Origin of the sequence: Haladaptatus sp. W1, assembly GCF_001723155.1 — an archaeon.
GTDB lineage: Archaea > Halobacteriota > Halobacteria > Halobacteriales > Haladaptataceae > Haladaptatus > Haladaptatus paucihalophilus.
On the sequence record NZ_MEIH01000026.1, the window covers coordinates 1 to 22,160 of the forward strand.

Below are 22,160 nucleotides of genomic sequence, written 5' to 3' on the forward strand. Positions count from 1 at the left end.
GCGAGTTCCTCGGTGCTGATGAGGCCCTCCGTTTCGGGCGTGAGTGGGGTGTGAACCGTCAGGAAGTCGGCTTGTTCGAGACAGTCGTCCAGTTCGACCAGTTCCGCGCCGAGTTGCCTGGCGAGGTCCTCGCTGATATACGGGTCGTACGCGACGAGGTTCATGCCGAGGCTGTCGAGTTTCTTTGCGACCTCCTGCCCGACGCGGCCGAGGCCGACGATGCCGAGCGTCTTGCCGTTCAGTTCCGTTCCGAGGTAGTCGCCCTTGGCCCACTCGCCGCCCTTGAGTCGGGCGTGTGCCTGCGGGATGGAGCGCGCGGCGGCGAACGCCATCGCGACCGTGTGCTCCGCGGCGGCGCGAACGTTGCCTTCCGGCGCGTTCGCCACGATGACGCCGTTTTCGGTCGCGGCCTCGATGTCGATGTTGTCCACGCCGATACCCGCACGTCCGACGATAACGAGGTCGGACGCCGCTTCGAACACGTCTCGGTTGACGTCCGTCCCCGAGCGAACGATGAGTCCGTTCGCATCGGAAACCGCGTTCAAAAGTGCGTCGCCCTCTACGTCGTATGCCGTTTCTACCTCGTATCCGCTTTCACGAAGTCGCTCAAGACCCGCGTCCGCGATGGGGTCCGTGACGAGAACCTTCATTGCTGGAGAGAATGCACCCCCCACCCGTTAACCCTTTCTCTCACAGCGAAGATTGCCAATATATTTTCGTATTTTATATTCTAAAAATATGCTGTCATGGGGGAGAACTGCTACGGTCGGTGGGCTACCGATTCCGTTCGCGTCGGTCGGAGGACGGCCGTTCCGTCTCGTCTTTTTCCCGGGCTTCGACCGCTTCGCCAGCCGCATCATTCCCGCCCTCGCTTCCGTCCGACTCGGCCGCGAAACACTCACGACAGTAGTCGTTGCTCCCGCTTTCGACCAGCGCAATCGGGACGCCATCGACGACGAGTTCATTTACGAACCGCCGTCGAACGCCGTTCCCGCCGTGCGTGCCACAGACGCCACACTCCCCGTCACCGAGCGCGATTCGCTCGGTGACGACGCGACGGCCGACGCCGTACCGCCCGCGGTCGTAGGCGCGTTCCGCCCGACTGAGACGATAGGAGAGGAGCACCGCCGGGACGAGAACGACGAGCAACAGGAGGAACGCCTTCCAACTCACCAACGACCGGACGACGACGCCGAGGAGCACCGCGAGCGAGGCGAATCCGACCGCGACGAGGACCCACTTCGTCAATCGGGCCGTGGCGTCGTTCGTCATCAGGTCGACGCGTTCGTCGAGTTGGTGGACATCCCCGACGACGAATCGCCGTTCGACCCGTCGATGTTTCGCACGAACTGCGGGTAGCCGCCATCTCCGACCGGGATGTAAACCGTATCCGTGTCGTCGAGTTTGTCGATGTACTGCTGTGTGAGAACCTTCTGGTCGAGCGATTCGCTCAGGATGCGATTCGCTTCCGCCTCCCCGTTCGCCTCGATTTTCTTCCGGTCGGCTTCGAGCTTCTCGACTTCGAGTTCGTTCTCCTTCTGCTGTCGGCGCTGTTTCGTGATTTCCTTCTGTTCGACCGCCTGCTCGTACTGTTTCGGCAGGTTGACCTTCCGAATCTGGACCGCTTCGAGGATGAGGGCGTCGCGGGCGAAATCCTTCTTCAGGGCGCTCTGGGCGGCCTGTTTCAGTTCCGTCTGGCCCTTTCCGGTGTATATTTCGGTCACGGGGAGGGCACCCGCCTCGGTGCGGAGCACGGAGCGAATGCTCGGGCGGATGAGTCGCTGCTCCGCGGACCCGAGCGTCCGGTAGTTCTTGTAGAATTTCACGGCCTGTCCCGCATCCACGCGATACCGCACGGTGATGTCGATGTCCACCCGGAGTCCGTCCTCCGTCAGGACGGTGATGGAGTCGTCTGTACCCGCCTTGTTCCCTTCGCCCTGTTGACTGGACATGGTGTAAGACTGGGGTCGCGTGGAGAGCGACACGGTGTCCTGCGAAACTGGGTTGATGAAGTGGGCCCCCGGTTCGAACACCGTTCCCGTCGCGGCACCCCACTTTTTGACCACTTGGACGTTCCCCTCGTCGACGGGCGTCCACGAGAGGAACCCGATCACCGGGGCGGCGATGAGGACGATGACGAGGACGATGAGGAGGGTGTTGCCGAAGATGCTTCGGAGGTCGATATCGGGAATGTTCGGTCCCGAGGAACCGTCGGGGTCTATCGGAATGTCACTATCGGAACTCATTCAGGTACGACCACATGTCTCGGGAGACATGTTATATCTCTTGGTGTTCGTCGCCGACGTGCATCGAGCTTTATACCGTTGGGTTGTGAACCACGACTCGAATGACGTTAGTCGCGTTCGATTTCGACGGAACGCTTTCGGATTCGGAGATGACCGTGCTCCTCGGGAAACAGGTCGGCGTGGCCGACGAGATGGCCGACATCACCGCCCGAGCGATGAACGACGAACTCAGCTACGCGGAGAGCCTCCGCGACCGCGCGGCCTTGCTCGACGGGTTGTCACTCGCGGGTGCCGAGGACGCCTTCTCCGAGGTGACGCTCCGCCCCGGGGCGGCGGAAATCCTCGACGAACTTTCGGCGAAGGGAACCCACGTCGCCATCCTCACCGGCGGGTTCGAACGCGGGGTACAGGCTGCGCTCGACCGCGAGGGCGTCTCGGTGGACACCATCGTCGCCAACCGACTGCTCGACGACGGGGAGGAACTGACGGGTGAAGTCGAGGGACCGCTCATCGAGGGGACGAAGGACGACGCGCTCGAAGCGCTCGCGGAAGAACAGGGCGTGGACATGGTGAACACCGTCGCAATCGGCGACGGCGCGAACGACCTGCCGATGCTCGAAGTCGCGGGCTTGGCCGTCGGGTTCGACCCGAAACCCGCCGTCGCGCCCGCCTGTGACACCATCGTCACGCACATGGACGAACTGGACGACGTGCTGGGACGGAAGAACGCGATCTGAGCGTTCGCCGTCATTTCATGTCGGGGATGTGGTGGTAGGGGAGCTGAGACACGTGATATTCCGCATCTCGCTATCTTTAATATCTCAGCGAGCGTCTAATACATTCGGTGATTGTCATGGAACGATACACCCCCTTCGAGGACATGGACCGAATGTTCGAACAGATGCGTTCCCGCATGTGGGGGACGAGCGCCCCGCGGAGCGAACTCCGAGGAGCATCCCACGGGACGCACGTGGACCTGAAAGAACGCGACGGCGAGTTCGTCCTCGTCGCCGACCTCCCCGGATTCGAGAAGGAGGAGATAGAACTCGCGTTCGCGGACGACACGCTGACCGTCACTGCGAAACACGAGGTGTCCGGCGACGACTTCAGCCGCGCCCGCGAACTCTCCGAACGCGTGACGATGCCTAAACCGGTCGAGAAGGACGGAATCGAGGCGACCTACCGCAACGGCGTCCTCGAAGTTCGGCTTCCCATCAGCGAGGTGGAGACCGACGACGGCGACCGCATCGAGATTTCGGACTGATTTTTTTGGCGCGACCCGTCGACCAGCGGCGGCACCGTCTCCCGGAGCGCGCTCGCTGGAATCGCAAAGCCGAGGTTCTCTCCGCCGACGATTCCCGCCGTGTTGACGCCGACGACGCGTCCGTTACAGTTCACGAGCGGTCCGCCGCTGTTGCCCGGATTGATGGCCGCGTCGGTCTGTACGACGCCGGAAATCGTCGCCCCGTGCTGGGACGGCAGCGTTCGGTTGACCCCGCTGACGACGCCCTGCGTGATGGTCCCCTGCAGGCCGAGCGGACTACCGAGGGCGGCGACTGACTGTCCCGGTTCCGCCCGACGCTCCGCGAGCGAGAGCGACTCGACGTAGGACGGGACGTTTTGCACGCGGAGGACCGCGAGGTCGCGTTTCGGCGCGGCCCCGACGACCGTCGCACGTCGCCATTGACCGCGGTCGAACTGGACGCGGAGTCGAGTTGCCTGCGCGACGACGTGCTGGTTCGTGACGACGTAGCCGACCCCCTCGCTCAGTTCGTAGACGAACCCCGACCCTTCGCCTTCGCTCCGAGGCGTTTCGACGCCGACCGAGACGACGGAATCGATGCTCCGGTCGTAGAGGCTCGAAAAGTTGCACGTCGATTGCTCTGCTCCTTGTGTGCCCTGTGCTCGGACGGTTCCGTTCGACGCGACGGCCCCCCAACTCGCGGTGACGAGAAGAACGGCAACCACGGTGACGATGGCGACGGTGAGCGTGCGAGACGGCGAAAGCGGTCGAGTTCCCATCTCGCACTCTGGACGACACGCGCGCTAATCAGTGCCACGGCCGAACGACGGGGACGGTGGCGCGACGGGGACGGTGGCGCGACGGGAACTACTGTGCGAACAGGCTGGCGTGAACGGGCGCGAAGTCGCTCGAATCGGACGAGAGGAACCGGCGAATCGGCGGGCCGACCAGTTCGGGTTCTGTGAGAAACGCGTCGTGCCCGTGGTCGCTGTGGAGGGAGCGGTGCGTCGCTTCGACGCCCGCCCGTTCGAACGACTCCATGAGGTGATTCGACTGCTCGACGGTGAAATGCCAGTCACCAGAAATCGAGATGAGGAGCGCCTCGCCGTCGAAGTCGGCGAGCGCCTCGGCGTCCGAGTCACAGTTCGCGGCGAGGTCGTAGTTCTCCATGGCGTGCGTGAGGTGGAGGTAGCTGTTCGCGTCGAACCGCCGGACGAACTTCTCGGCCTGATAATCGAGGTAGCTCTCCACGTCGCGGTAGGAATCGGGGTCGAATCCGCCGATTCGGTCGTCCGCTCCTCGGCCGTTCGACGGAAACGTCCCCGGTGCGGTGTCGGCGAAGTCCCGGCCGAACTTCTCGCCCATCGAATCCTTCGAGAGGTACGTGATGTGGCCGAGTTGGCGGGCGAGCGCCAGTCCGCTATCCGGGTGGTCGGGGTAGTAATCGCCGCCCTGCCACGCCGGGTCGGAGGTAATCGCCCGCCGCGCAACCGCCGACAGGGCGAGCAGTTGCGGGTCGAGTCGGGGACCGGTGGCGACGGGAATCACGCGTTCGACCATCTCCGGGTATCGCTTCGCCCATTCGAGCGCGTTCATCCCGCCGACGCTGCCGCCGACGACGGCCCGCAGTCGGTCGATTCCGAGGTCGTCGAGGAGTCGTCTCTGGACGCGAACCCAGTCGCCGACGGTCACGGCGGGGAAGTCGGACCCGTACGGGTCGCCCGTCTCGGGGTTCGTGCTGGCCGGGCCGGTGGTCCCGTAGCACGACCCCGGCACGTTCGCGGCGACGACGAACTGCTCGTGTGTGTCGATGGCTTTGCCGGGGCCGACGATTTGGTCCCACCAGCCTTCGCCCTGCCCGTCGGCGGCCCCCGTCACGTGGTGGCTTCCGGTCAGCGCGTGACAGACGAGAATCGCGTTGTCGCCGGTGAACTCGCCGTAGGTCTCGTAGGCGACTTCCAGTTCGGGAATCTCCTCCCCGCACTCGAACTCGAACGGACCGAGCGAGAGCGAGGAATCGACGGTGGCGTCGGTCGGTTCGGTCATCGTGTCGAGTCCTCTGTTCGTGTCACCCCGTTTTTCGTCGCGGCGTCCGCCCTGTCCGTCGCCGATTCGATGGCGTTCTCGATGTCGGCCAGGATGTCCGCGGGGTCCTCGATTCCCACCGACAGGCGAATCAGGTCGCGCGTGACGCCCGCCGCCCGCTGTTCGTCGGGAGAGAGTTGTGCGTGCGTCGTGCTCGCGGGGTGGATGACGAGCGTCTTCGCGTCGCCGATGTTGGCGAGGAAGGACGCGAGGTCCACGTCCTCGCAGAACGCCTTGCTCGCCTCGAACTCCCCGAGGCCGAAGGCGATCATGCCGCCGTAGCCCCCCGACAGGTACCGACTCGCGTTGTCGTGCGTCCGGTGGTCGTCGAGGCCGGGATACGCGACCCACGCCACCTCCTCGTGGTCCGCGAGGTACTCCGCCACGATGGCGGCGTTCTCGCAGTGGCGGTCCATCCGGAGCGGCAGCGTCTCGATGCCTTGGAGGGTCTGCCACGCGTCGAACGGGGACTGTTGGTTGCCGAGGCTTCGAACCGACCGGAGCCTCGCGGCGGCGGCGAGCGGCGCGTCCGAGAAGTCCTTCGAGAAGTTCACGCCGTGGTAGGCCGGGTTCTCGCCGCCGATTTCGGGGTAGTCGCTCCAGTCGAAGTCACCGCCGTCCACGAGGACGCCGCCGACCGTGGTGCCGCTCCCGTGGAGCCACTTCGTCGTGGACTCCCAGACGGCATCCGCGCCGTGTTCGAGCGGGCGACAGAGCGCGGGCGTGGCGAACGTGTTGTCCACGACGAGCGGAACGCCGTGGTCGTGGGCGATGGCCGCCACGCGCTTGAAGTCGGGCGTGACGAGCGACGGGTTGCCGACGGTTTCGACGTGGACGAAGGCCGTGTCGTCGTCGATTTCCTCCTCGTAGGCGTCGTAGTCGAGCGTTTCCACGAGACGGGCGTCGATTCCCCGGCGGGTCGCGGTGTGGGCGAAGTAGGCCGTCGTGCCGCCGTAGGTGTCGGTCGAGAGAACGACGTTATCGCCCGATTCGGCGAGGACGAGCGTGAGGGCGTCCAAGGCGGCCATGCCGCTGGCGGTGGCGACCGCATCCGTCCCGCCTTCGAGCGAGGCGATGCGGTCTTCCAGCATCTCGACGGTCGGGTTGCTCAAGCGCGAGTAGATGTGGCCGTCGGCCTCCAGCGCGTACAGATCTGCCGCGTGGTCGGCGTCCTCGAACGCGTAGGACGTGGTTTGGTAGAGAGGCGGGGCGACCGCCCCCGTCGCGGGGTCCGGCTCCTGTCCCGCGTGAACGCTTCGAGTATCGAATCGGGACCCGTCGTTGCTCATGTGTAATACGCATATTCTTCCAGAATTTTATAACCAGCAGTTACGGCAACGTTTGCTGTCCGTGGGGTTCCGTGTCACGGGTTTCGTGCCTGCTACTCCCAGTTCACCGTCACGGCCGTGAACACCACCGCTAGAACGAGGAGCACCGACACGGAGGGCCGGTTCAGTTTCCGGTTCACCGCCGCGGGGTCGGGGTCCGTCGTACGAAACCACTGTCAACTTCGACGCGTATCCCTTTCGAACCGTCCGCGTTCGTTTCGGTCACGTGGCAAGCGGTACGAAACAGCGAAGCCTTCCGGTCGCGTTTTCATCGCAATGACCGCCCCGTCTCCTCCGGCCGGATACTGTCCTCCCGAACGGTTCCGCTACTCCTCTGCCTTTCTCGCCCTCGCGTCGCTCGTCGCGTTCGTCGTCTCCGTCGTCGGCTTCGGTGCCCTCCTCTGGTTCCTACAAGGGACTCCCGAGGGCGGGTCCGTCTCGTTCGGCTTCGCGGGAGTCGTCGCCGTCTTCCTCGTCTGTCTCGCCACGCTGGTCGTCCACGAGGCGATACACGGCCTCGTCTTTCGGTGGCTGGGCTATCGCGTCTCGTTCGGCTTCGCACCGCACGTCCCCGCCCTCTACACCGCCGCGTTCGGGCAGTTCGTCACCCGTCGGGACAACCTCCTCACCGGAGTCGCACCGCTCGTCGTCATCACCGCCGTCGCGGTCCCGCTGTTGGCAGCGCCGCTCCCCGTCGCGTCGGTGGCGTATCTCGTCCTCCTCGTCAACACCTCTGGTGCGGTGGGGGACGTCTACATGTCGTGGCGACTGTGGCGACTGCCCCCCGAGACGCTGTTTTACGACGTGGATATCGAGCACAGCTACGCCTTCGAACCCGCGAACGACACCGCTATAGGTGCCGAGTAACTCGCCACAATCGATGCAAAAGCGCACGTTCACGCTCCTCGGACTCGGTGCGTTCGGCCTCACCGTCGTCAGTTTCGTCCTCCTCGGGTTCGGCCGCCTCGTTCTCTCCTACCGGACGGCGCGCTATCTCTCCGCCCCCACGATGTTCCTCTCCTTCGCGCTCCTCGTCGGTCTGTTCGTCTACTCCGTACTCGTCTACGTCGGCGCCGCGGAACTGGAGTGAGGGGGGCGGAGTGGGGACCGTCTACCTTGCGTCGCCAATTTCCCCCACGCGGCACGCTACCACCCGCGCCGGATTTATATTTCGACGGTTCCTACCACGGACCGTGAGCGAGCGCACGAGTGCCCTTGACACCCTCGTTTTCGGTGTCGATATCCAAAGCGGGGACGTTCGGGGTGATTCTCCCTCTTACGCACTGGTCGTCTACGACGGCGAGGAGTTGGACCGCGACGTCGTCTCCTACCGCAAACTCCGTCGGCTCATCGACCGCGACGAACCGACGTTCGTGGCGACGGACAACATGTACGAACTCGCGGCCGACAAGAACGCCCTCGTCCACTTCCTCGGTAGCCTGCCGGACGAAACCCGCCTCGTGCAGGTGACTGGCGCGGAACGACCCGAACCGCTTTCACGGGTCGCGTCGCGCCACGGCGTTCCCTACGGAAAGAAACCGATGCGCGAAGCGGAGGCCGCGGCCCGCCTCGCCGCGATGAACGTCGGGCAGGTCGTGTCGGCGTTCACGGACACGACGCGCGTCAAGGTCTCCCGCGGGCGCTCGACCGGAAAAGGCGGCTGGAGCGAGGACCGCTACACCCGCCGGATTCACGGGTCGGTGAAGGAACATTCCCGGACGGTCGAATCCGAACTCGAGAGCGCCGGACTCGACTACGAGCGCGAGGTGACGGAGAAGTACGGCGGCTACTCCAACGCGACGTTCGACGTGGACGCCCGACCGGGCGACATTCCCGTTTCGTCCCGGCGCTCCGGCGACATCCGGGTCGAAATCGAGCGACTCCGCCGCGACGGAATCGAGTTCGAACCCCTCGCAAAGCGCCGCGACCACGTTATCGTCGGCATCGACCCCGGTACCACGACGGCGGTGGCGATGACCGACTTGGACGGGACCCTCCTCGACGTGTTGAGCACGCGAACCGCCGACACCGCCGACGTCATCGAGTGGATAATCGAGCGGGGCCGACCGGTCATCGTCGCCGCGGACGTGACGCCGATGCCGGAAACCGTGGAGAAGTTCCGCCGGAGCTTCGACGCCGCCGGGTGGACGCCCGAACGCGACCTGCCGGTGGACGAAAAGCAACACCGGACGCGGGAGGACGGCTACGACAACGACCACCAGCGCGACGCGATGGCCGCCGCGTTCTTCGCGTTCGACAGCCACGAGGACCAGTTCCGGCGAATCGCCCGCAAGGTGCCGCCGGGAATCAGTCGGGGGGAAGTCACCGCCCGGGTCGTGGCGAACGACGAGAGCGTCGAGAGCGTCCTCCGGGACCTTTCGGACGACCCGGAACCGGAAGCGGAGGAATCCGAACACACGGTCCGCGAACTCTCGGCCGAGGAGAAGCGAATCAAGCAACTCGAATCGCAGGTCGAGCGCTTACAGTCGCACACGGCGGAGTTGAACGAGGCCGTCGGGAAGAAGGACGAGCGAATCGAGGAGCTGGAAACCGAACTCTCGGACACGCGGCGAAAGGAGCGACAGAACGCCCGCGAGCGCCGGGAAATCTCCCGGCTTCGACGCGAGAACAACCGACTGGAGGACGAACTCGACGACCGCGACGACAGAATCGAAGAGGTGGAGGGCAAACTCGCCCGTCTGAAGAAACTGTGGAAACTCGACCACTCGAACTTCAGCGACGTGTCCGAGAAGAAAGCCGGACTCGTCGCCGTCAAACCGGTCGCGAAGTTCACCAACGACGCAATCGACGCCGCCCACGAGAGCTACGGACTCGCCGAAGGCGACGTGATATTCCTCCGCGACGCGAGCGGCGCGGGTCGTTCGACGGCCGAGCGACTGGCCGACATCGGGCCGCGCGTCGTGCTCAAGGCGGGCGGGATTTCGGATGCGGCCGACGAGGTGCTATTCGAATACGAGATTCCCGTCGGCCCCGCCGACGAGGTGTCGATCCAGGAGATAGACGAACTCGCTGTGGCGCGCGAGTCGGAAGTCGAAGCCGTCATCGACGACTGGCACGACCGCGCCGAGGAGCGCCAGAAGGAAGAGAAGGCCGAACAACTCGACCAACTCATCAGCGAACACCGGGCGGAGCGACGGGCGGACGGCCGCGGGTCGTCGTCCTCGTTCGGCAACTAACCGCTCTCGTTCTCTCTCACCCTTGCTACGTCGTCCACTCTGTCGTCAGCGTTCGGAGGACGCTCAATCCCCAGATGGCGATGCCGAACCCGACCGCCAGCAGGGCGGCGTAGAGAAAGACGTACTCGGGAAGCGTCGTCGAGACGCCCTCCTGCAGGCGAATGGCGGGATACAACGCGAGTCCACCGACGACGGCCAACCAGAGGCCGATTCGTGTTCCGTTCATACCCTCGCATTTCGACCCGGACGACTTGGCTGTTGGGACGTGCGATTCCCGGTAACACGATGACGCAACCCTAAAGCCGGTCAACACTCTTTTTCCGGGCATGGACGCCTACGAGCTAATCTCACGGAACGCCGAGGAGTTGGTAACCAAAGCGGAAGTGCGCGAACTCGCGGAGGACCCCGAGGGCAAGCGCGCCTACGTCGGCTACGAACCCTCCGGCGTGCTCCACATCGGGCACATGCTCACCGCGAACAAACTCATCGACTTGCAGGAAGCGGGCTTCGAAGTCGTCATCCTGCTCGCCGACGTGCACGCCTACCTGAACGACAAGGGCTCCTTCGAGGAGATTCGGGAGACGGCGGAAAAGATGAAAGAGCAGTTCATCGCCTACGGGCTGGACGAGGAGAACACGGAGTTCCGGTTCGGCTCCGAGTTCCAGATGGACGACGACTACGTGCTCGACCTCCACGCGCTCGAACTGGAGACGACGCTCAACCGCGCGAGCAGGGCGATGTCGGAGATTCAGAGCGGCGACTCCACGAAGGTCTCACAGGCGGTTTACCCCCTCATGCAGTCGCTCGATATCGAGTACCTCGATTTGGACCTCGCCATCGGCGGCATGGAACAGCGCAAGGTCCACATGCTCGCCCGCGACACCCTCCCGAGCATCGGCTACGAATCGCCGACCTGTCTGCACACGCCGCTCATCGCCGAACTCTCCTCGGGCGAGGGCAAGATGTCCTCCAGCAAGGGCGTCACCATCTCCATGGAGGATTCGACCGAGGACATCGAGGAGAAGGTCAACGGCGCGTTCTGCCCGCCGACCCGCGACCCCGACGGGGACCTCGAAAATCCCGTTCTCCAAATCTTCGAGTACCACGTCTTCCCCCGCTTCGAGAACGTCGTCGTCGAGCGTCCCGACAAATACGGCGGCAACCTCGAATACGACGACTACGAGTCGCTCGAAGACGACTTGGAGAGCGGCGAACTCCACCCCGCCGACGCGAAGAGCGCGCTGTCGACGTACCTCGACGAACTCATCGCACCCGGCCGCGAGAAGCTTCGACAGGCCGAATAGCGCGGTTTCGATTGCTATCCTTTTGCGTGTAACGGGCCGAACGGAAATCGGTTCGGGAGTTCTCGACGAGAAACTATACTATAATTCGCAAATTTGTCACATCTAATGACGGCATCCCTACCGGACGGCCTTCGCCACATCGACTGTCGGACACGGGACAAACCGAACGCGTACATCGTCGACGACAGCGCGATTACGCTCGTGGATGCCGGTTGGCCCGGCGACGAAGCGACGGTACGGGACGGCCTCCGCGACGCCGATATCGGTCCGGGGGATATCGACCGGGTGCTTTTGACCCACTACGACGCCGACCACGTCGGGACGCTCTCCGGACTGACTCCCGAGTTGGATGCGCCGGTGTACGTCCATCGGCTGGAAGCACCGTACGTCGCCGGGGACCAACTTCCGCCGTGGACCGCCCGCCACGGAATCGAGGCACTCCACCGATTGTACTACCGACGGCTTACGCTTCCGGACCTTCCCATCCGTTCCGTCGAAGACGGGGATGCGGTCGGTGACTTTCGAGTCTATCATACGCCGGGACACACGCCCGGCCACGTGGTTTACCTTCACGAGGACCTCTCCGCCGCGTTTCTCGGCGACCTCGCGTACGGGTTAGGGGACCGCCTCCGCCCGTCGGGTCGGATTTCTAGTTACGACACCGGGCGAGTCACGGACAGCATCGAGTCGCTCTGCGACCGAACCGAGGGGTTTCGATACGCATGTCCGGGGCACGGTCCCCCGCTCGAAAGTGGCCACGACCTGTTGTCGAGTATCGTCGGATAACCGAGCCCTCGATTACTTCTCTCGGGATTCGACCGAGTGAAACGCTCGACGTTATCGATTCCCCTCCACACGGCCCTCCGACCTGTGACTCCCGTTCCGATTTTTGTCACGATGAGGATTTGATATCGTCAAAGTCAGTTTATCGAGCGTACGTTTCGGACCACTCTCTGGCTTCTCCGACGTGACCTCACCGTTCGAGAAGAGAGACACCCCACGAAACCAGCTCTCTCGACGAAATTCGTGGGCGATTCACTGACTCAACGGGAATCGATGGCGTCCGATTATTCGAATCCGCCCATCATTCCGCCCATGCCGAAACTGGAGAGCATCCCCGAAACGAGTCCCCAGGCGGCTAGAACGAAGCCGATGACAACGAGGCCTATTCCGGCGGCGATAATGACGCTCTTGATAGCGATGACGCTGATTCCGGCGAGGAGGACCAATAACCCCGCGATACCTTTCGCACCGAGTTTGTCGAACATAGGCCGGATTGCGTCTGCCACTGCCTTAAAACCGACAGTTGGCGAGACGAGCGCTCGAGCTTCGTCTCCACGACGTACCCCCGCCGCTCGGCGTCGTGTTCGGCGCGTGCGACCGAAGCCACGGACGGCGGATTTAAAGGTATACCACACGAACGTGGGGACGAGACATGAGTGACAGCAGTGGACGGAAAAACCTCCGAATGCCGGACGACGACGAGGTATTCGCCACAGTCACAAACATGCTCGGTGCCAACCGGGTGAAAGTGCGCTGTGCCGATGGCAAGGAACGAACCGCTCGAATCCCCGGAAAGATGCAAAAGCGCGTCTGGATTCGGGAGGACGACATCGTGCTCGTCGAACCGTGGGACTGGCAGGACGAGAAGGCCGACATCACGTGGCGCTACGACAAGCAACAGGCGGACCAACTTCGACGCGAAGGTCACATCAACTGATTCGGCGGCGAGCGTTTTAGTCGGACAGTGCACCGAGAGCGATCGCTGCAGCGGTTTTCAGCGTCGTCTGCTACCACACTCCAATCGGAAATCACGGCCGTTTCCGTGGTGCGGTTAAATACTCGACTCCTTGTGACGCGTATGTCCGAACAACTCGCTGCCGAAGACGTCGCACACGACGCGGAGTTTCCCGAACTCGTCGAAGGACTGCAAACCCGTCGCTCGGGTCACAATTTCGACCCGGAGGAGGACATCTCCGACGAGACGCTCGAAGCGCTCATCGAGGACGCGGCGGTCGCGCCCTCCTCGTACAACCTCCAACCGTGGGAGTTCGTCGCCGTGCAGGACGACGAACGACTGGACGAAGTCGTCGAACTCGCCTACGGCCAGGAACACATTCGCGATGCGGGGACGGCCATCCTCGCCGTCGGCCACACGAACGCCAAGACGGCGGACCGCGTGTTCGAGGATTGGGTCGACGCGGGCCGCATGGACGAGGAAACCGCCCAGCAGACGAAGGCACAGACGGCCGAGATGTACGACGACGACGGAATGGGTCGGGATTACGCGATTCGGAACGCCAGCCTCGCCGCGGAGAACCTCATGCTCTCCGCGCACGCACGCGGCCTGACCGCGACGCCGATGATAGGATTCGACCAGGAAGGAATCGCGGAGTTCCTCGGCCTGCCCGACGACGAGATTCCCGTGATGTTGCTCGCGGTCGGACCGAGCGGCGGCGAGGAACCGGACCGACTGCCGCGTCGGTCCGTGGACGAAATTCTGCACCGCGAATCCTACTAACCGAACGGGCCACCCTTTTACGGTTCCTCCACATAGTCGGGAGTAGATGAACGAGGAGTACGGATTGCTCGACCCGGACAACGCGGACGCCCCCGGCGACGAGTGGGAGGAGATAGACGTCTCCGACACCGAAGCGGACCGCATCGCACGGCGGCGTGACCGCGAGTTCAACCAGTTCAGAGAACGGATCAAGGACTCCGAGCAGTTCAAAGTCGAGCAGTCCGTCTTCGATGACGCCACGCTAGCCGCGCTGTACAAACTCGTTCAGGACGGCTACGTCCAAGCGTTCGGCGGGCCGATTTCTTCGGGCAAGGAAGCCACCGTCTACAGCGCACTGGGCGACGACGACGAACACGAGGAGGTCGCGGTCAAAATCTATCGTATCAGCGCCAGCAACTTCCGCGACATGCGGGAGTATCTCGTCGGCGACCCGCGGTTCGAGGAGCTCGGTGGGGACAAAAAGCGAATCGTCCTCGCGTGGGTTAGAAAGGAGTTCGCCAACCTCAAACGCGCCCGGAAGGCGGGCGTTCGCGTCCCGGAACCCATCGCGGTCCAGCGGAACGTGCTCGTGATGGAGTTCATGGGCAACGACGGCCGTCGCGCGCCGACGCTCGCGGACGCGCGACTCGAAAACCCCCAGACGGCGTTCGAAGTCGTCCGGGAGTACATGCGGCGACTGTTCGACGCGGGTCTCGTCCACGGCGACCTCTCGGAGTACAACATCCTCGTCAGCGACGGCGAACTCTGCATCATCGACGTCGGGCAGGCCGTTACGTTCCACCATCCGAACAGCGGCGAGTTCATGACGCGGGACTGTGCGAACGTCGCGTCGTTCTTCCGCCGACAGGGACTGGACGTGCACGGCGACGAACTCGAAGCGTGGATTCGGGAGAACGCCAAGTCGGAAGGCTGATTTTTCGCTCCTTAAGACTGTCCGTATGGGTGATATAGAGATTCGTCCCGCACGTCCGACGGACGTGCCGGACATTCGCCGCGTGGCGAGGCAGAGTTGGTTCGATTCGTACGCTGATTTCCTTTCGACGACGGTCATCGAAGCCGAACTCTCGACGTGGTACACGCCAGATGCTGTCGAGGCCGCGGTCACGGACCCTACCCGTCCGTATTTCGTCGCGGTGGACGGAGACATCGTTGTCGGCTATTCGAAAGGGGGTTGCCGACACGCAGGTCGCCGACCTCTCGACCCTGTACGTCTCGCCGGACTGTCAGCACGGCGGCGTCGGAACCCGACTCCTCGAAACAGTCTCCGATGAACTCGAATCCCGTGGTGCAACGACACTCGAACTGACCGTCTTCGCCGAAAACGACGGCGCAATCGGGTTTTACGAAGCGCGCGGATTCGAGCGCGTCGGCGAGCAAATCTCGGAACTCGAAGCGGGAAGCGCCCCGGAGTACGTTTATCGGACGGAACTCGACCCGTAATGGCCGGTGAGACAACCACTTGAAACAGCCGGTGAGACGTCCACCGTTGTCCCGTTTCCCCACCGGAAAATCTCTGATTTTCCGGCCAAGGAATCCCCGGAGGCGCGTCTTCGATGCGCTAGAGGGGATGACGCTGGCTTTTGATCCACCTTTTGCAAGGGAGGAAGGCCGAAAGCGACGCTGTTCGGCGTCGCTTTCGGTTCCCGACCGCAGGAAAAGGTGGAAGGGCTTAAACAGCCTCACGTGGTAGAATTTGTATGAAGCACGTGACGATTCCGCAGGACAGGATTGGTGTTCTCATCGGCCAAGGTGGTGAGACGATGCGCGAAATCGAAAGCCGTGCAGAGGTGCGTCTCGATATCGACTCGGACGACGGGTCCGTTCGCGTCGAGCAGACTGGCGACCCCGTTCGTGGGTTGAAAGCGCCGGAAATCGTCAAGGCGATCGGCCGCGGGTTCTCACCCGAAGAGGCCCTCGTCCTCCTCGACGACGATCTGATGCTGTTCGACCTCCTGGATATCGAAGCCGCCGCACGGAACAAGAACGACCTTCAGCGCCAGAAGGGCCGTCTCATCGGCGAGAACGGCAGAACGCGGCAGTTGATGGAGGAACTGACGGGCGCGAACGTGGTTATCTACGGCACGACGCTCGGTATCATCGGCCAACCACAACAGGTCGAGGCCGTCCGAAGCGCCGCCGAGATGCTCCTCGACGGCGCGCCACACGGGTCGGTGTACTCCTTCCTCGAACGCAAACGCAACGAGATGAAGCGGCAAGGAATGGAATACCACCAGTTCAGCGGATAACGACCTCCTTTTTCACATATAAACGATCTGTGTTACTTTGTGCCACTCGCCTGCGAGAGTCCTGTGTGGCACGTTCTCACTGCGCCAAGAAAAGATTTATATAGAATCGCAATCAACGAACGTGATGACTATGTCACAGCCAATGGGCAACCAGCCGCTTATCGTTCTTTCCGAGGACAGCCAGCGAACCTCCGGACGGGACGCACAATCGATGAACATCACCGCCGGAAAGGCGGTCGCAGAGGCCGTACGTACCACACTCGGTCCGAAAGGGATGGACAAGATGCTCGTCGATTCGATGGGCGATGTCGTCGTCACGAACGACGGCGTAACCATCCTCAAGGAGATGGACATCGAGCACCCGGCGGCGAACATGATCGTCGAAGTCGCCCAGACGCAGGAGGACGAAGTTGGCGACGGAACGACCAGCGCCGTCGTCGTCGCGGGTGAACTCCTTCAGAAGGCAGAGGACCTCCTCGAACAGGACATCCACGCCACGACTCTCGCACAGGGGTACCGACAGGCCGCCGAGAAGGCGAAGGAAGTCCTCGAAGACAACGCCATCGAGGTCGACGCGGACGACACCGAATACCTCGAAAAGATCGCCTCGACGGCGATGACCGGCAAGGGAGCGGAAAACGCCAAGGACCACCTCGCCAACCTCGTCGTTAACGCCGTGCAGAGCGTCGCCGACGAAGATGACGTCGACACGGACAACATCAAAGTCGAGAAGGTCGTCGGTGGCACCATCGACAACTCCGAACTCGTCGACGGCGTCATCATCGACAAGGAGCGCGTCCACGACAACATGCCGTACTTCGCCGAGGAGGCCGACGTGGCCCTCGTTGACGGTGCGCTCGAAATCGCGGAGACGGAGATCGACGCGGAAGTCAACGTCACCGACCCCGACCAACTCCAGCAGTTCCTCGACCAAGAGGAAAAACAGCTCCGTGACATGGTGGATTCCTTGGTCGATGTCGGCGCCGACGTCGTCTTCGTCGACGGCGGTATCGACGACATGGCCCAGCACTTCCTCGCGCAGGAAGGCATCCTCGCCGTCCGCCGCGCGAAATCCAGCGACATGCAGAAACTGGCTCGCGCGACCGGCGCGACCCTCGTCAACAGCGTCGACGACATCACGGAAGACGACCTTGGGTTCGCCGGAAGCGTCGCACAGAAGGACGTCGGCGGCGACCAGCGCATCTTCGTCGAGGAAGTCGAAGAAGCGAAATCCGTTAGCCTCATCCTCCGCGGCGGCACGGAACACGTCGTCGATGAGGTCGAGCGCGCAATCGAGGACAGCCTCGGTGTCGTTCGCGTCACGCTCGAAGACGGCAAAGTGCTCCCCGGCGGCGGTGCCCCCGAGACGGAACTCGCGCTCGCCCTGCGCGACTACGCCGACAGCGTGGGAGGCCGCGAACAGTTGGCCGTCGAAGCGTTCGCCGACACGCTCGAAGTCATCCCGCGCACCCTCGCGGAGAACGCTGGACTCGACCCCATCGACTCGCTCGTGGACCTCCGCAGCAAACACGATGGCGGCGAGGAGAGCGCCGGACTCGACGCGTACACTGGCGACATCGTGGACATGAAAGACGACGGCGTCGTCGAGCCGCTCCGTGTGAAGACCCAAGCGGTCGAGAGCGCAACGGAAGCGGCCGTCATGCTCCTTCGCATCGACGACGTTATCGCGGCCGGTGACCTCTCCGGCGGCAAGGTCGGCGACGACGATGACGAAGGCGGCGCGCCCGGCGGTGCCCCCGGCGGCATGGGCGGCATGGGCGGCATGGGTGGCATGGGCGGCGCAATGTGAATTTCGACGAAAGGAGAAATTTCATTGCACGGCCGAGGTTCCCTCGGCCAAGGCTATGTAAAATCGGTCAACGACCGATTTTACATAGACCGTCAGGCTCTGTCTGACAGAGACTATGTAAGAGAGGTTTCGAAGAAACCTCTACCGTCGAACGGGCTGTGCCCGTGAGACGGTCCCCTTACCCATTCCGACCGACGAACCGTCTTCGAGAGAAACGCCCGTTTCAACCGTTATTTTTCGTGCATCGAGTCGTACCGCTCCGCCAGCAGCAGGTATGGTTCGATGGCATCCGCATGTTCTTCGAGCGTAACGCAGTCGCCCTCGATACGTACCATCCCCGAATCTTCGAGTTTCGGGAGGTGGCTGTGGTGAAGTTGGGCGAACACGCGCCGCTGGTCGGTATCCGACTGTTGGTCGGAAATCCGCTCGGCGAGGGTTGGTACGGTGAGCGATGGTCCGTGTTCGATGAGTTCCCGAAGCACGAGTCGTCGGCGCGAACTCGCCAGTGTGGAGAAGATGACGGACGGTGCGGGCGTGTCGATGTTGTCTAAGGTGGGCATCCGTGAGGTCCTACGATTGGTGGAAATCCGTCGTTACGGTTGTGTTTCGAGTCACGAAACTTGTACTCGGAAATATGTGGGCGAACCAAACTGAATGTTGGCCTTATATTTCAGGCAGTTTATCTCATGACTGCTTTCGTTTCCCGAGAATGGTGTTCTCGACGAGGCGGGATTGTGCCCGCCGCAATCGCTCGGAAACCGACTGTTTGCTGATGTTCAACGTCGAACTCAACTCCGAGAGCGTGGCGTCGCGTGGCACTTCGAAGTAGCCCGACTCGTGGGCCGACACGAGCGCTTCGCGCTGTGGCTCCGTGAGCTGAAACGCCGTTTCGCTGTCGCCCGGCGTGTACAACCGTTCGAGGGAAAATGCGATATCGTTTCGGTTGCAGAACTGCTGAAACTCGACCAGCCCGGTCCGCTCGGGGAAGCGGACTCGCCGCGTCCACGTCCCGTCCGCGCCGTGACCCGCCATCGGAACGGCACCGAGTTCCTGGTAGGCCGGATACACCGGGAACAGCGCCTCCCGATTCATCCGAAGTCGATACAGCTTTCGAACGTCTAACTCCTCGACGATAGAGTGCGATTCTATCGTCGGGTCGTGGTGAAGCGCGTCGTCGAACGCGTCGAAGTCTCCGCCCGTCGCCCAGACGATGAGGAGCGCGGTTTCCGACTGACTCGCCATCTGCTGTTCGAGTTCGACGGTCATCTCCGGGACCGCTTCGAGCGTCGCTGTCAGTACGAGGTCCGGTGCACTGATGGTGAACTCCGCGATGACGCTCATGACCGAGGCGACTCACCCCGGGGTTAAGTAGTATTGGTCGTTTACTCGTCCTCGTCGAGTTTGAACTGTTCGTGCTCGCTCGCGGCGTTGAGCACGACGCTCGTGTTGCTCTCCTTGATGTCCGGGTCGATGAGCAGTTTCTTGATCTGTTTGTTCATTCCGTCCGTATCGGTGAACTTCCCGATGGCGATGATGTCGTAATCTCCCGTCACCTCGTACACGCTTATCATCTGGTCGTGGTCCTGCAGTCGTTCGGTCACTTCCGGGAGCGCGTTCCCCTCGACTTTCAGCTGGACGACCGCAGTCACGTCGTATCCCAGCGCGTCGTAATCGACGCGCGGGGAGTAGCCTTGAATGACACCCTGTTCTTCGAGATGGGTCAGATGATTCGAGATGGTCGTCACCGAGACGTCCAGTTTCTCCGCCAGGCTCCGAAGGCTCGCTCGACCGTCGCCAAGTAGTTCGTTTACGAGCTTCGCATCCAGATTTTCGTACGTCATTACACCAACCAACTCACTCCACCCATTAGAATTTAACGAATATCCAATTCTGGACCAGAATCGTACAGTTGACCAACCGATACTGTTTTAATGGTGGATGTATTTGCGTAGGGTGTCTATAAAGATGACAGACGGAAATATTGCCACTGATGAGGATACGGGGCTATCCGCGGAGGAACAGGAAGTTTTGGACGCGATTGAGACGGAAAACGTCGATTTCGTCCGTCTCCAGTTCACCGACATCACGGGGACGGTGAAGAACGTTAGTATTCCCGCCCATCAGGTCGAAAAGGCCTTCGAAGAGGGAATCTGGTTCGACGGCTCGTCCATCGAAGGGTTCGTTCGCATTCAGGAAAGCGACATGCGTCTCGAACCCGACCCGTCGACGTTCGCCGTCCTCCCGTGGCGCTCGAACGGCGACTCCGCGAGCGCACGTCTCATCTGTGACGTCGTGAACACCGACGGAACGCCGTTCGACGGCGGTCCGCGTCAAGTGTTGAAACGCGTCCTCGCCCGGGCCGAGGAGATGGGCTACACGGTCAGCATCGGTCCCGAACCCGAGTTCTTCCTCTTCGAGAAGGACGAGGAGGGCAACGCGACGACCATCCCGCACGACTCCGGCGGATACTTCGACCTCGCGCCGAAGGACATGGCGAGCGACGTTCGCCGCGAAATCATCTTCACGCTGGAGGAGATGGGCTTCGAAATCGAGGCCAGCCACCACGAAGTCGCGGACGGTCAGCACGAGATCAACTTCAAATACGAGGACGCGCTCGCGGCGGCGGACAACATCGCCACCTTCCGCGCCGTCGTCCGTGCAGTCGCCGAGCAGAACGACATCCACGCGACGTTCATGCCCAAACCCATCAGCGAGATTAACGGTTCGGGTATGCACAGCCACATCAGCCTCTTCGACGAGGAGGGCAACGCGTTCGACGACCCCGACGACGAGTTCAACCTCTCCGAGACGGCCTATCAGTTCATGGGTGGAATCCTGAACCACGCGGAGGCGTTCACCGCCGTCACGAACCCGACCGTCAACTCCTACAAGCGCCTCGTTCCCGGCTACGAAGCGCCCGTCTACGTCGCGTGGAGCGACACTAACCGCTCGGCGCTCATCCGCGTCCCCGACGCCGCGGGCGCGAGTTCGCGCTTCGAAATCCGTAGCCCCGACCCGTCGTGTAACCCCTACCTCTCGCTCGCGGCTGTCATCTCGGCCGGTCTCGACGGCATCGAGAACGACGCCGACCCCGGCAAACCCGTCCGCGAGGACATCTACGAGTTCACCGACGAGAAGCGCGAGGAATACGGTATCACGACGCTCCCAGGTTCCCTCGACGAAGCGGTCGACGCGCTCGAAGAGGACGACGTTATCAGGGAAGGCCTCGGCGAGCACGTGGTCGAGAAGTTCATCGAAGCCAAGCGCGCGGACTACGCCGACTACCGCGTCTTCGTCTCCAACTGGGAGAAGGAGAAGTACCTGGAGAAGTTCTAAGCGTCAATTCCCTTTCGACCTATTATTTTCGGATACGCGAGGATTCCACCCTGAACGACCGCATTGATGGCGAAGACGACGACGAGCGGTAGCGACGCCTTCAGTCCGATTACCGATAACCCACCGAAGACGAGCAGTCCGACCACGCTCGACCAGCTGCCGACCGTCCCGTCCGGCGGACCGACCAGTTCCCACGTCACGAGCGCGCCGACGGTTCCGCCGAGCGCGGTGACAGCATCGACGAGGCCGGTCTCCGCGAGGGCCGTTTCGACGGGCGACAACACCACCGCGACGGCGAACGCCGCGAACGCACAGAGGACCGCGAGGGCGAACGCCGCCCGCGGTCGTCGATTCAGCCCCCAGACCACGACGGCGAGGTAGGCCACTCCGACGGCGACCCCGGCGACGACATCGACCGCGAAGTGGACGCCGAGGACGAGCCGCGAGAGGCAGACGACGGCGACCATGGCACCCGCGGCCGCGAACCGCTTCCCTCGGCTCCAGCGGTCGAGCGACAGCGCGAGGAGGAACCAGAACACCGTCGAACCGATAGCGTGACCGCTCGGGAAACCGTACCCCGTCGCCTCGACGAAACGGACCGCATCCGGGGGTCGTGCCAGCGCGAAGAATCCCTTCAGCGCGAGCGTCAACGAGAGCGCTCCCAGCGTCGCGCCGAGGAGGAACCCGAACGTGTCGCGGTCGTCGCTGTACCAGTAGAGGAGCGCGCCGAGGAGGAAGAACAGCCACGCGTCTCCGAGTTGCGTGACGACGGAGAACACCTCCTGTACCCAGTGTGGCAACGCCCTGTGGAGGAATTGAACGACGCCCCAACCCCGACTCATGG

26 protein-coding genes are annotated in these 22,160 nt (G+C 62.8%); 14 read left to right on the forward strand and 12 right to left on the reverse strand.

Annotation, left to right across the window (positions count from 1 at the left end; translation table 11 throughout):
* The 3 genes from BG842_RS01210 to BG842_RS01220 form a co-directional block, all read right to left on the reverse strand.
* Window positions 1-650: hydroxyacid dehydrogenase (locus BG842_RS01210; RefSeq protein ID WP_303645350.1), on the reverse strand; the 650-nt coding region annotated here is incomplete at its 3' end.
* A 124-nt stretch (window positions 651-774) separates the two neighbouring features.
* A complete protein-coding gene (locus BG842_RS01215) occupies window positions 775-1,272 on the reverse strand; it encodes a hypothetical protein (protein ID WP_069449352.1) in 498 nt (165 codons plus the stop codon).
* Window positions 1,272-2,246, reverse strand: coding sequence for a prohibitin family protein (locus BG842_RS01220; protein WP_069449353.1), 975 nt, complete (start codon window positions 2,244-2,246; stop codon window positions 1,272-1,274). The genes BG842_RS01215 and BG842_RS01220 overlap by 1 nt, the downstream gene beginning before the upstream one ends.
* A 101-nt stretch (window positions 2,247-2,347) precedes the next feature.
* Between BG842_RS01220 and serB the strand changes: the two genes are divergently transcribed.
* Both serB and BG842_RS01230 read left to right on the forward strand, forming a co-directional pair.
* A complete protein-coding gene (gene serB / locus BG842_RS01225) occupies window positions 2,348-2,983 on the forward strand; it encodes a phosphoserine phosphatase SerB (RefSeq protein ID WP_069449354.1) in 636 nt (211 codons plus the stop codon).
* A gap of 116 nt (window positions 2,984-3,099) precedes the next feature.
* Window positions 3,100-3,510 carry an Hsp20/alpha crystallin family protein gene (locus tag BG842_RS01230; protein WP_069449355.1) on the forward strand — a complete coding sequence of 137 codons (411 nt, stop codon included), beginning with the start codon at window positions 3,100-3,102 and terminating at the stop codon, window positions 3,508-3,510.
* On the opposite strand, the gene BG842_RS01235 is transcribed toward BG842_RS01230, so the two are convergent.
* The 3 genes from BG842_RS01235 to BG842_RS01245 all read right to left on the reverse strand — a co-directional run bounded on the left by BG842_RS01235 (window position 3,426) and on the right by BG842_RS01245 (window position 6,863).
* Window positions 3,426-4,268, reverse strand: a complete 843-nt coding sequence (locus tag BG842_RS01235) for a S1C family serine protease (protein ID WP_069449356.1) — start codon at window positions 4,266-4,268, stop codon at window positions 3,426-3,428. The genes BG842_RS01230 and BG842_RS01235 overlap by 85 nt on opposite strands.
* 88 nt (window positions 4,269-4,356) lie before the next feature.
* Complete coding sequence (metX, locus tag BG842_RS01240) at window positions 4,357-5,535, reverse strand: homoserine O-acetyltransferase (protein WP_069449357.1); 1,179 nt, start codon at window positions 5,533-5,535, stop codon at window positions 4,357-4,359.
* The gene (locus tag BG842_RS01245; protein ID WP_069449358.1) at window positions 5,532-6,863 is read right to left on the reverse strand and encodes an O-acetylhomoserine aminocarboxypropyltransferase/cysteine synthase family protein; all 1,332 of its coding nucleotides are present in this window, start codon (window positions 6,861-6,863) and stop codon (window positions 5,532-5,534) included. The genes metX and BG842_RS01245 overlap by 4 nt, the downstream gene beginning before the upstream one ends.
* A gap of 315 nt (window positions 6,864-7,178) precedes the next feature.
* Here BG842_RS01245 and BG842_RS01250 point away from each other — a divergent pair, with 315 nt between their 5' ends.
* The 3 genes from BG842_RS01250 (at window position 7,179) to BG842_RS01260 (ending at window position 10,099) form a co-directional block, all read left to right on the forward strand.
* Window positions 7,179-7,769 carry a DUF3267 domain-containing protein gene (locus BG842_RS01250; RefSeq protein WP_069449359.1) on the forward strand — a complete coding sequence of 197 codons (591 nt, stop codon included), beginning with the start codon at window positions 7,179-7,181 and terminating at the stop codon, window positions 7,767-7,769.
* 13 nt (window positions 7,770-7,782) lie between these two features.
* A complete protein-coding gene (locus BG842_RS01255; protein ID WP_069449360.1) occupies window positions 7,783-7,992 on the forward strand; it encodes a hypothetical protein in 210 nt (69 codons plus the stop codon).
* Window positions 7,993-8,095: 103 nt separating this feature from the next.
* Window positions 8,096-10,099, forward strand: a complete 2,004-nt coding sequence (locus BG842_RS01260; protein ID WP_069449361.1) for a DUF460 domain-containing protein — start codon at window positions 8,096-8,098, stop codon at window positions 10,097-10,099.
* Window positions 10,100-10,124: 25 nt separating this feature from the next.
* On the opposite strand, the gene BG842_RS01265 is transcribed toward BG842_RS01260, so the two are convergent.
* Window positions 10,125-10,325 carry a hypothetical protein gene (locus tag BG842_RS01265; protein ID WP_069449362.1) on the reverse strand — a complete coding sequence of 67 codons (201 nt, stop codon included), beginning with the start codon at window positions 10,323-10,325 and terminating at the stop codon, window positions 10,125-10,127.
* Window positions 10,326-10,425: 100 nt separating this feature from the next.
* On the opposite strand from BG842_RS01265, the gene BG842_RS01270 reads away from it, so the two are divergent.
* Both BG842_RS01270 and BG842_RS01275 read left to right on the forward strand, forming a co-directional pair.
* Window positions 10,426-11,403, forward strand: coding sequence for a tyrosine--tRNA ligase (locus tag BG842_RS01270; RefSeq protein WP_069449363.1), 978 nt, complete (start codon window positions 10,426-10,428; stop codon window positions 11,401-11,403).
* 105 nt (window positions 11,404-11,508) lie between these two features.
* Window positions 11,509-12,189: an MBL fold metallo-hydrolase gene (locus BG842_RS01275; protein ID WP_069449364.1), complete on the forward strand. Its 681-nt coding sequence runs from the start codon at window positions 11,509-11,511 to the stop codon at window positions 12,187-12,189.
* Between the two features lie 281 nt (window positions 12,190-12,470).
* Here BG842_RS01275 and BG842_RS01280 read toward each other — a convergent pair whose 3' ends face one another.
* Window positions 12,471-12,671 carry a hypothetical protein gene (locus BG842_RS01280; protein WP_007976538.1) on the reverse strand — a complete coding sequence of 67 codons (201 nt, stop codon included), beginning with the start codon at window positions 12,669-12,671 and terminating at the stop codon, window positions 12,471-12,473.
* 167 nt (window positions 12,672-12,838) lie between these two features.
* Between BG842_RS01280 and eif1A the strand changes: the two genes are divergently transcribed.
* From eif1A to thsA, 6 genes are all read left to right on the forward strand, one after another.
* Window positions 12,839-13,123, forward strand: coding sequence for a translation initiation factor eIF-1A (eif1A, locus tag BG842_RS01285; protein WP_069449365.1), 285 nt, complete (start codon window positions 12,839-12,841; stop codon window positions 13,121-13,123).
* Window positions 13,124-13,264: 141 nt separating this feature from the next.
* Window positions 13,265-13,924 carry a nitroreductase family protein gene (locus tag BG842_RS01290; RefSeq protein ID WP_069449366.1) on the forward strand — a complete coding sequence of 220 codons (660 nt, stop codon included), beginning with the start codon at window positions 13,265-13,267 and terminating at the stop codon, window positions 13,922-13,924.
* Between the two features lie 46 nt (window positions 13,925-13,970).
* Window positions 13,971-14,837 carry a serine/threonine-protein kinase Rio1 gene (gene rio1 / locus BG842_RS01295; RefSeq protein WP_069449367.1) on the forward strand — a complete coding sequence of 289 codons (867 nt, stop codon included), beginning with the start codon at window positions 13,971-13,973 and terminating at the stop codon, window positions 14,835-14,837.
* 236 nt (window positions 14,838-15,073) lie between these two features.
* Window positions 15,074-15,364 carry an N-acetyltransferase gene (locus tag BG842_RS30825; protein WP_254662815.1) on the forward strand — a complete coding sequence of 97 codons (291 nt, stop codon included), beginning with the start codon at window positions 15,074-15,076 and terminating at the stop codon, window positions 15,362-15,364.
* A gap of 257 nt (window positions 15,365-15,621) precedes the next feature.
* The gene (locus tag BG842_RS01305) at window positions 15,622-16,170 is read left to right on the forward strand and encodes a pre-rRNA-processing protein PNO1 (RefSeq protein ID WP_007976543.1); all 549 of its coding nucleotides are present in this window, start codon (window positions 15,622-15,624) and stop codon (window positions 16,168-16,170) included.
* Window positions 16,171-16,312: 142 nt separating this feature from the next.
* Window positions 16,313-17,980, forward strand: coding sequence for a thermosome subunit alpha (gene thsA, locus BG842_RS01310; protein ID WP_069449368.1), 1,668 nt, complete (start codon window positions 16,313-16,315; stop codon window positions 17,978-17,980).
* Window positions 17,981-18,210: 230 nt separating this feature from the next.
* Here the strand turns inward: thsA and BG842_RS01315 are convergent, their stop codons facing one another.
* The 3 genes from BG842_RS01315 to lrp form a co-directional block, all read right to left on the reverse strand.
* A complete protein-coding gene (locus BG842_RS01315) occupies window positions 18,211-18,540 on the reverse strand; it encodes a helix-turn-helix transcriptional regulator (protein ID WP_069449369.1) in 330 nt (109 codons plus the stop codon).
* A gap of 124 nt (window positions 18,541-18,664) precedes the next feature.
* Window positions 18,665-19,321, reverse strand: coding sequence for a helix-turn-helix domain-containing protein (locus BG842_RS01320; protein WP_069449370.1), 657 nt, complete (start codon window positions 19,319-19,321; stop codon window positions 18,665-18,667).
* Between the two features lie 41 nt (window positions 19,322-19,362).
* Window positions 19,363-19,821, reverse strand: coding sequence for an HTH-type transcriptional regulator Lrp (gene lrp, locus BG842_RS01325; protein WP_007976550.1), 459 nt, complete (start codon window positions 19,819-19,821; stop codon window positions 19,363-19,365).
* 124 nt (window positions 19,822-19,945) lie between these two features.
* On the opposite strand from lrp, the gene glnA reads away from it, so the two are divergent.
* The gene (glnA, locus tag BG842_RS01330; RefSeq protein ID WP_069449371.1) at window positions 19,946-21,316 is read left to right on the forward strand and encodes a type I glutamate--ammonia ligase; all 1,371 of its coding nucleotides are present in this window, start codon (window positions 19,946-19,948) and stop codon (window positions 21,314-21,316) included.
* Here glnA and BG842_RS01335 read toward each other — a convergent pair.
* The gene (locus BG842_RS01335) at window positions 21,313-22,158 is read right to left on the reverse strand and encodes a phosphatase PAP2 family protein (protein ID WP_254662816.1); all 846 of its coding nucleotides are present in this window, start codon (window positions 22,156-22,158) and stop codon (window positions 21,313-21,315) included. The two genes, glnA and BG842_RS01335, sit on opposite strands and share 4 nt — an antisense overlap.
* Between the last annotated feature and the right edge of the window lie 2 nt (window positions 22,159-22,160).

Excerpts from the sequence above, each read along its gene's own strand:
- BG842_RS01215 (WP_069449352.1), bottom strand. The coding sequence starts at position 1,272 with ATGACGAACGACGCCACGGCCCGATTGACGAAGTGGGTCCTCGTCGCG.
- BG842_RS01220 (WP_069449353.1), bottom strand. The coding sequence starts at position 2,246 with ATGAGTTCCGATAGTGACATTCCGATAGACCCCGACGGTTCCTCGGGA.
- serB (WP_069449354.1), top strand. The coding sequence starts at position 2,348 with ATGACGTTAGTCGCGTTCGATTTCGACGGAACGCTTTCGGATTCGGAG.
- BG842_RS01230 (WP_069449355.1), top strand. The coding sequence starts at position 3,100 with ATGGAACGATACACCCCCTTCGAGGACATGGACCGAATGTTCGAACAG.
- BG842_RS01235 (WP_069449356.1), bottom strand. The coding sequence starts at position 4,268 with ATGGGAACTCGACCGCTTTCGCCGTCTCGCACGCTCACCGTCGCCATC.
- metX (WP_069449357.1), bottom strand. The coding sequence starts at position 5,535 with ATGACCGAACCGACCGACGCCACCGTCGATTCCTCGCTCTCGCTCGGT.
- BG842_RS01245 (WP_069449358.1), bottom strand. The coding sequence starts at position 6,863 with ATGAGCAACGACGGGTCCCGATTCGATACTCGAAGCGTTCACGCGGGA.
- BG842_RS01250 (WP_069449359.1), top strand. The coding sequence starts at position 7,179 with ATGACCGCCCCGTCTCCTCCGGCCGGATACTGTCCTCCCGAACGGTTC.
- BG842_RS01255 (WP_069449360.1), top strand. The coding sequence starts at position 7,783 with ATGCAAAAGCGCACGTTCACGCTCCTCGGACTCGGTGCGTTCGGCCTC.
- BG842_RS01265 (WP_069449362.1), bottom strand. The coding sequence starts at position 10,325 with ATGAACGGAACACGAATCGGCCTCTGGTTGGCCGTCGTCGGTGGACTC.
- BG842_RS01270 (WP_069449363.1), top strand. The coding sequence starts at position 10,426 with ATGGACGCCTACGAGCTAATCTCACGGAACGCCGAGGAGTTGGTAACC.
- BG842_RS01275 (WP_069449364.1), top strand. The coding sequence starts at position 11,509 with ATGACGGCATCCCTACCGGACGGCCTTCGCCACATCGACTGTCGGACA.
- BG842_RS01280 (WP_007976538.1), bottom strand. The coding sequence starts at position 12,671 with ATGTTCGACAAACTCGGTGCGAAAGGTATCGCGGGGTTATTGGTCCTC.
- eif1A (WP_069449365.1), top strand. The coding sequence starts at position 12,839 with ATGAGTGACAGCAGTGGACGGAAAAACCTCCGAATGCCGGACGACGAC.
- BG842_RS01290 (WP_069449366.1), top strand. The coding sequence starts at position 13,265 with ATGTCCGAACAACTCGCTGCCGAAGACGTCGCACACGACGCGGAGTTT.
- rio1 (WP_069449367.1), top strand. The coding sequence starts at position 13,971 with ATGAACGAGGAGTACGGATTGCTCGACCCGGACAACGCGGACGCCCCC.
- BG842_RS01305 (WP_007976543.1), top strand. The coding sequence starts at position 15,622 with ATGAAGCACGTGACGATTCCGCAGGACAGGATTGGTGTTCTCATCGGC.
- thsA (WP_069449368.1), top strand. The coding sequence starts at position 16,313 with ATGGGCAACCAGCCGCTTATCGTTCTTTCCGAGGACAGCCAGCGAACC.
- BG842_RS01315 (WP_069449369.1), bottom strand. The coding sequence starts at position 18,540 with ATGCCCACCTTAGACAACATCGACACGCCCGCACCGTCCGTCATCTTC.
- BG842_RS01320 (WP_069449370.1), bottom strand. The coding sequence starts at position 19,321 with ATGAGCGTCATCGCGGAGTTCACCATCAGTGCACCGGACCTCGTACTG.
- lrp (WP_007976550.1), bottom strand. The coding sequence starts at position 19,821 with ATGACGTACGAAAATCTGGATGCGAAGCTCGTAAACGAACTACTTGGC.
- glnA (WP_069449371.1), top strand. The coding sequence starts at position 19,946 with ATGACAGACGGAAATATTGCCACTGATGAGGATACGGGGCTATCCGCG.
- BG842_RS01335 (WP_254662816.1), bottom strand. The coding sequence starts at position 22,158 with ATGAGTCGGGGTTGGGGCGTCGTTCAATTCCTCCACAGGGCGTTGCCA.